This is a genomic window from Anabaena sp. UHCC 0451, assembly GCF_034931405.1.
In the GTDB taxonomy this organism is placed as follows: Bacteria; Cyanobacteriota; Cyanobacteriia; order Cyanobacteriales; family Nostocaceae; genus RDYJ01.
The window spans coordinates 86,185-92,444 of sequence record NZ_JAYGHA010000003.1; the positions used below are offsets into that span (position 1 = coordinate 86,185).

At 35.6% G+C, this 6,260-nt stretch carries 9 protein-coding genes; 3 read left to right on the forward strand and 6 right to left on the reverse strand.

Features of this window, described 5'->3' with window-relative positions:
• Nucleotides 1-127 precede the first annotated feature (127 nt).
• On the reverse strand, nt 128-460 hold the full coding sequence (locus VB694_RS03260; protein WP_323358885.1) for a metalloregulator ArsR/SmtB family transcription factor: 333 nt from the start codon (nt 458-460) through the stop codon (nt 128-130).
• A 92-nt stretch (nt 461-552) separates the two neighbouring features.
• Here VB694_RS03260 and VB694_RS03265 point away from each other — a divergent pair, with 92 nt between their 5' ends.
• From VB694_RS03265 to VB694_RS03275, 3 genes are all read left to right on the forward strand, one after another.
• The gene (locus tag VB694_RS03265; protein WP_323358886.1) at nt 553-1,248 is read left to right on the forward strand and encodes an MBL fold metallo-hydrolase; all 696 of its coding nucleotides are present in this window, start codon (nt 553-555) and stop codon (nt 1,246-1,248) included.
• Nucleotides 1,249-1,412: 164 nt separating this feature from the next.
• Complete coding sequence (locus VB694_RS03270) at nt 1,413-1,952, forward strand: rhodanese-like domain-containing protein (protein WP_323358887.1); 540 nt, start codon at nt 1,413-1,415, stop codon at nt 1,950-1,952.
• Nucleotides 1,953-2,040: 88 nt separating this feature from the next.
• Entirely contained in the window at nt 2,041-2,916 is an 876-nt protein-coding gene (locus tag VB694_RS03275) for a sulfite exporter TauE/SafE family protein (protein WP_323359000.1), read from the forward strand.
• 175 nt (nt 2,917-3,091) lie between these two features.
• On the opposite strand, the gene VB694_RS03280 is transcribed toward VB694_RS03275, so the two are convergent.
• From VB694_RS03280 to VB694_RS03300, 5 genes are all read right to left on the reverse strand, one after another.
• Nucleotides 3,092-3,316, reverse strand: coding sequence for a type II toxin-antitoxin system HicB family antitoxin (locus VB694_RS03280; RefSeq protein WP_323358888.1), 225 nt, complete (start codon nt 3,314-3,316; stop codon nt 3,092-3,094).
• Entirely contained in the window at nt 3,309-3,539 is a 231-nt protein-coding gene (locus tag VB694_RS03285) for a type II toxin-antitoxin system HicA family toxin (protein WP_323358889.1), read from the reverse strand. The genes VB694_RS03280 and VB694_RS03285 overlap by 8 nt, the downstream gene beginning before the upstream one ends.
• Before the next feature lie 13 nt (nt 3,540-3,552).
• On the reverse strand, nt 3,553-4,338 hold the full coding sequence (locus VB694_RS03290) for an ABC transporter ATP-binding protein (protein WP_323358890.1): 786 nt from the start codon (nt 4,336-4,338) through the stop codon (nt 3,553-3,555).
• 83 nt (nt 4,339-4,421) lie between these two features.
• Nucleotides 4,422-4,991 carry a Uma2 family endonuclease gene (locus VB694_RS03295; protein WP_323358891.1) on the reverse strand — a complete coding sequence of 190 codons (570 nt, stop codon included), beginning with the start codon at nt 4,989-4,991 and terminating at the stop codon, nt 4,422-4,424.
• 101 nt (nt 4,992-5,092) lie between these two features.
• The gene (locus VB694_RS03300) at nt 5,093-6,202 is read right to left on the reverse strand and encodes a branched-chain amino acid ABC transporter permease (protein WP_323358892.1); all 1,110 of its coding nucleotides are present in this window, start codon (nt 6,200-6,202) and stop codon (nt 5,093-5,095) included.
• Nucleotides 6,203-6,260: the final 58 nt, after the last annotated feature.

Sequence of the window (6,260 nt, forward strand, 5' to 3'; positions counted from 1 at the left end):
AATTATCGCCCGAATGCTTCGCCCCTACATGGGGAAAAACCGATAAATTATCGCCCGAATGCTTCGCCCCTACATGGGGAAAAACCGATAAATTATCGCCCGAATGCTTCGCCCCTACTTGTTCCCCTCACATCTTAAATTGTTCTAACTGCTTTGTTTGTTGTTCTAATCTCACGGCTAGGCGATCGCATACTAAATCACATAACTGAAATAAGATAGGATCAGCAATTTCATAAATAACGCTGACTCCCTCTGGTGTTCGTTTGACAATACCCGCTTGAGTTAAAATCTTCAGATGCTTTGATACATTCGCTTGTCCTAGTCCAGTCTCCGCAATAATTTGGGTTACATTCTTCGCTCCAGTTTTCAAACAACACAACACTTGCAACCGACTAACTTCAGACAGCACTTTAAAATAATCTGCAACTTGAATAAGAGCGCCTGGATATATCTCTGACATAAAAAACTAAAAGAATTTTATAACTTTATATTGATTATTCTACCATATAGTTATATGATTGAATTATAAAAAAATGAATGGAAGTAAAAAAAATGTTATTTCGCCAACTTTTTGACAAAGAATCTAGTACATACACGTATCTAATAGCTGACGAGACAACAAAAGCGGCAGTTCTTGTAGATCCTGTATTAGAACAGGTAGAACGAGATTTACAACTAATTCAGGAACTAGGTTTGACATTGCACTACTGTATGGAAACTCACATTCATGCAGATCATATCACAGGTACGGGTAAATTACGTGAATTAACCGGATGTTTGGGGGTTGTACCAGAAAATGCACCAGCGAGTTGTGCAGATAAACAGATGAAAGACGGAGAAATTCTAGAACTGGGATCAATTATAATTCAAGCGATCGCCACACCAGGACATACAGACAGTCATCTAGCTTATTTAGTCAACCAAGAAAGATTATTAACAGGAGATTCCTTATTAATTCGTGGTTGTGGAAGAACTGATTTTCAAAGTGGTGATGCAGGAACTTTGTTTGAAGTAGTCACACGAAAATTGTTTACCCTTGCAGATGAAATTTTAGTTTATCCAGGACATGATTACAAGGGTTTTACAGTTTCAACAATTGGAGAAGAGAAACAATACAATCCTAGATTTAGAGGACATAATCGCAATAGTTTTATTAAATTTATGTCCGGTTTAAATTTACCAAATCCGCAAAAAATGATGGCAGCAGTTCCAGCAAATCTACGTTGCGGTAATGAAGTTTTAGTGTAAGAATTCAGGTAAGGCGATAAGATCCCCGACTTCTTTTATTTATTTTGTCCATAAATGATAAATTGATCTGGTGAAGTCGGGGATCTGGGTATGAACGATTGCTATAGCTGAATACTTACGTTTTAGTTAACAATTAATTTGATTAATTCAACAGGAAAGAAAAAATGACCACATCTATCAATACAAAATTGCAATTACTTAATGCAGCTACAGTTAAAGAATTGAGAGAAACAGAACAAATCCAACTAATAGATGTAAGAGAAGCTTCAGAATATGCAGCCGAACATATTCCTGGATCTCAACTTTTACCTTTATCTAAATTTCAGCCAGAACAAATATCTTTAATTCCTGGTAAACAAATTGTTATTTACTGTCAATCAGGAAATCGCTCAAACCAAGCAGCACAAAAACTAATTCAATCTGGGTTTTCAGAATTTAGCCAATTACAAGGAGGAATTACAGCTTGGAAACAGTCAGGATATCCAACACAAATTAATCAAAATGCTCCTATTAGTTTAATGAGACAAGTACAAATAGTTGCAGGTTCTTTAGTATTTACAGGAACTGTATTAGGTGCATTTGTTTCTCCCTGGTTTTTAATTTTAAGTGGTTTTGTAGGTGCGGGTTTAGTATTTGCAGGAGTAAGTAACACCTGTGCAATGGCAATGCTATTAGCTAAATTACCTTATAACCAGGGTGATTAAAATCTTGTGTGTGCGTTATTAGATCCCCGACTTCTTTGAGAAGTCGGGGATCTGAAAGTCAATTACAAATTACAAATTACAAATTATGATGACATGGATATTAGGACATATTTTAGCAACTGGAATTGGTATTAGTTTAGGTTTAATTGGTGGTGGTGGTTCTGTTTTAGCATTACCGATTTTAGTTTATGTGATGGGAGTACCCACTAAATCTGCAATTGCTATGACTTTAGTAATTGTGGGAACTGTGAGTTTAATTGGTGTAATTCCCCATTGGAGAAAGGGAAATATCAATTTTAAAAAAGCATTTATTTTTGGTTCTGCTACCATGTTAGGTGCTTTTGTGGGAGCAAAAATAGCTGGTTTACCATTTATTACTGACAGCTTGCAAATGATTATGTTTGCAATAATGATGTTGTTAGCAGCGAGTTTAATGATTAAAAGAAGTTTTCAAAAAACTGCTCCAACATCTCCAGAAAATCCAAACGCAGAAATTTATCAACCACCTATTTGTAGATACTGTTGGTTATGGTTGTTAACTGAAGGATTAGGAGTAGGAATATTAACGGGTTTAGTGGGAGTTGGGGGAGGATTTGCAATTGTTCCAGCTTTAGTTATTTTGGGTAAAACGCCAATGAAAGAAGCAATTGGAACTTCTTTGTTAATTTTGGTTGTTAATGCTGTGGCAGGATTTTTAGGATATTTAGGACAAGTTGAATTAGATTGGCAATTAATAGGAACATTTATTTTAGCTGCTAGTTTAGGCAGTTTTTTAGGTGCTTATTTATCTCAATTTATTGATGCTAAAAAATTGCAAAAATATTTTGGTTATTTTTTAATAGCTGTAGCGACTTTTGTGTTGTTTCAAAATCAAAGTGCTTTTCAGAGAAAGAAAACAGCAGTAAATTGGCAATATGGAAGTTATAACTTAGGAATAATAGCAAGTAAAAATACAGCCAATTAAAATAATTAGTGAAATGTTGGGTTTCCGCTGTCAACCCAACCTACAGGAGGATTAAAATTAAGGTAAGGCAATAAGATCCCCGACTTCTTTTATTGATTGTGTCCATAAATGATAAATTGATCTCAGAAGTCGGGGATCTGAGTATGAACGATTGCTATAGCTGAATACTTACAAATTAAGCCGCTGTTAATGACTTTCCTAAAATTTGCGGTTCTGGCAAAGGTTGTCCGTCTTCTAAATAAGATGAAATCAGCATTTCTAAGACTTCTTGAGCATTTTTTAAAGCCTCCTCATAAGTGTCTCCATGAGTATGACAAAACTCTCCCCATTCAGGAAGACTTACTACAAAGCATTTATCTTCCTCTGACCATTGAATAATTATCGTGTAATGATTATTCATGTTGTTCTTCCTCTTGAGATTTTTTAATTTCTTCTATTTTTTTAATTGCATTATTAACATCTTTTTCCTGGTATTCTTTAGCATCTTTTCCGTCTTTACCTGATATAGTCACTCTCCCAGATAACAAAGGATGATACCAGTTAGTGTGACTACCTTTACCAGTACGGCAAGTAAAACCTGATTGCAGTAATAAACTTTTCAGTTCTCTAATTTTTTTAGGCATATTAAGTATTGCTTTATTGTCCTAAATATGCCTCTAAAACCTTGGTATTTCTTTGAATTTCTGTAGGAGTACCTTCGGCTAAATTTTGTCCTTCTGCTAATACCCAAACGCGATCGCACAATGACATAATCACGTCCATATTATGTTCAATAATCAAAAAAGTCAATCCGTCTTCACGGTTCCATTTGAGAATGCGATCACATATATCATCAATTAATTTAGGATTCACCCCCGCAGCAGGTTCATCTAATAATATTAACTTAGGATTAGTCATCAAAGCTCTTCCCATTTCTAATAACTTACGCTGTCCACCAGACAAACCACCAGCATAATCATTGGCTTTCTTTTCTAACCCTACAGATTCTAACAAATACATTGCCCTTTCTTTGAGTTGTTTTTCCTCTTTAGCAACAATATGAGGTTGAAATTGAACTTGCCAAAAATTCTCACCGGTTTGTTTTTGTGCTGCTAACAACACATTTTCTAATACCGACAACCGCGACAGAGTTTTTGCGACTTGAAAGGTGCGAATTAAACCTTGTTGAGCTATTTGATATGGTTGTAAATTGTGAATAGGTTCACCATCAAAAATCACTCTTCCCTTATCTGGGTGGATGAAATTTGACAGTAAATTAAATAAAGTAGTTTTACCAGCACCATTGGGACCAATTAAACCAGTAATGCTACCTTTAGTAACTTCGATATTAGCATCTTTAACAGCTTGAATACCACCGAAACTTTTACAAAGTCCGGTAGCAGCTAATAGAGGAAGTTGGGGAGTTTCAATATTATTTACCATGATGTTTTTCTTCTCAACTTAACTTTTAATTAATTATTATAAATGATTTTGAGTAGTTACCAATTACCCATTAAGATTATATTTTATCCTTGTAAAACCTCAGCTACATTTAACTTGAGATCCGTAAATAAAGGAGAACCAATTGTCTGATCAACTGTAAAAACTTGCTCTTCATAAAAACCTTCTACCCACTCTAAAACCGTTACCTTTTGCTGCATCGGATCAACAATCCAATATTCAGCAATACCTCGTGCTGCATACTCAGAACGCTTGTAACGATAATCTCTATTTTCCTGATTTGGACTTACTATCTCGACAACTAACAAAGGTGGTGGCATATCCATTAAAATTAGAGAGCGTGTAGCACCCTGCATTACCTGAGCTAATTCTTCAGAAAACACGATCAAATCAGGAACACGCACCCCCACCAGACGACTATATACAGCCATTTCTGTTTTCATTCTTAACCGATAATATGGAATACCTAATTTCAGAAAATAGGCAACTAGAAACATCGCTATCCGACAATTTAGCTCACTTTCAGAAGGCATAGAAATTAATGCTCCGTTCTCCAATTCATATAAAGTATCTGTACCGTCATCAAATTGAATAAATTCTTCAAAGGTCATTTTTTTAGCCGTAGCAACTGTCATGGCTATTTCTCCCTATAAACTGCTTGTATTAACTATTTTAACAAACCCTTTATTTTCTCCATCTCCTACTGAATATTTTGTATTACCTGTTTCTTGCTGTATTACTTACCAAGAGTAAGTTCCTCTTTTTTACCTAAAATACCTTGAGGTCGCCAAATCATCAGTACCATAAGAATTAGACCGATAAACATAATTCTAAAAGCACCAATGCGTTCTACATCTAAGGGGACAATTCTTGGTAAAAATTCTCGTGTTAAAGCATCATAAGCAAAATAAATTACTGCTCCTAAAATTGTACCAATATTATTACCAGAACCGCCTAAAATCACCATAATCCAAGCATCAAAAGTGAGTTGGGGTTGAAAATTATCAGGATAAATGGCGCTAAGTTGCCAAGCAAAGAAAGCACCAGCAATACCAGCGATCGCACCTCCTAACATTAAAGATTGTAGTTTATACCAAAAGACATTTTTACCTAATGCTTTGGGTATTTCTTCATCTTCGCGGATAGATTTGAGAACTCGACCCCAAGGAGATTTTACTAAAAATTCTAACCGCCAAAATACAAATGCTAATACTAATAATGCTAACAGCATCAAACCCGCTTTAGGATTGTAGTTATACAGTCCCATCACACCACTCACATAAATCGCTACGGATAACAAACCTAAAATTATACCCACTACCAAACGAGAAACGAATTCTTGTTTGTTGCTTGGGGATTTTTTAGCAGTTTTCACCCAGCCTACTAAAGAAAACAAAGTAATAACTGTTAGTAGGGTAAGTACACCAATCATCAACAATCGAACAAATAAATTTGGCGTTGTATTAAAGGGTATAAGATAACTCTGCACACCAAAAGCCCCAGATATCCAAGCATCACCAACTGGTAAATCTTGGTTATTAACCACTAAACGAATTAATTCCCCAGTCCCGATGGTAACAATACCCAGATAATCTTCCCGTAAGCGTAAAGTTGCAAAACCAATTACCAAACCTAACAAAGCGGCGACAATTGCCCCAGCTATAGCTGAAAATAATAGAGGCACACCCTTTAAGCTTAACAAAACGGTGGTGTATGCGCCCAAGGTCATAAAAGCAATATGACCAAAATTAATCAAACCTGTAAAACCCCACTGCAAATTCAGCCCTAGTCCAAAGAGAGCAAAGGTAGCAGCAGAAATAGCTAGAAAAATCAGATATTCAACCATAATTTAGTCATTAGTTATTAGTTATTAGTGTAGGGGCGAAGCATTCGGTCGATAATTT

Excerpts from the sequence above, each read along its gene's own strand:
- VB694_RS03260 (WP_323358885.1), bottom strand. The coding sequence starts at position 460 with ATGTCAGAGATATATCCAGGCGCTCTTATTCAAGTTGCAGATTATTTT.
- VB694_RS03275 (WP_323359000.1), top strand. The coding sequence starts at position 2,041 with ATGACATGGATATTAGGACATATTTTAGCAACTGGAATTGGTATTAGT.
- VB694_RS03285 (WP_323358889.1), bottom strand. The coding sequence starts at position 3,539 with ATGCCTAAAAAAATTAGAGAACTGAAAAGTTTATTACTGCAATCAGGT.
- VB694_RS03290 (WP_323358890.1), bottom strand. The coding sequence starts at position 4,338 with ATGGTAAATAATATTGAAACTCCCCAACTTCCTCTATTAGCTGCTACC.
- VB694_RS03270 (WP_323358887.1), top strand. The coding sequence starts at position 1,413 with ATGACCACATCTATCAATACAAAATTGCAATTACTTAATGCAGCTACA.
- VB694_RS03265 (WP_323358886.1), top strand. The coding sequence starts at position 553 with ATGTTATTTCGCCAACTTTTTGACAAAGAATCTAGTACATACACGTAT.
- VB694_RS03300 (WP_323358892.1), bottom strand. The coding sequence starts at position 6,202 with ATGGTTGAATATCTGATTTTTCTAGCTATTTCTGCTGCTACCTTTGCT.
- VB694_RS03295 (WP_323358891.1), bottom strand. The coding sequence starts at position 4,991 with ATGACAGTTGCTACGGCTAAAAAAATGACCTTTGAAGAATTTATTCAA.
- VB694_RS03280 (WP_323358888.1), bottom strand. The coding sequence starts at position 3,316 with ATGAATAATCATTACACGATAATTATTCAATGGTCAGAGGAAGATAAA.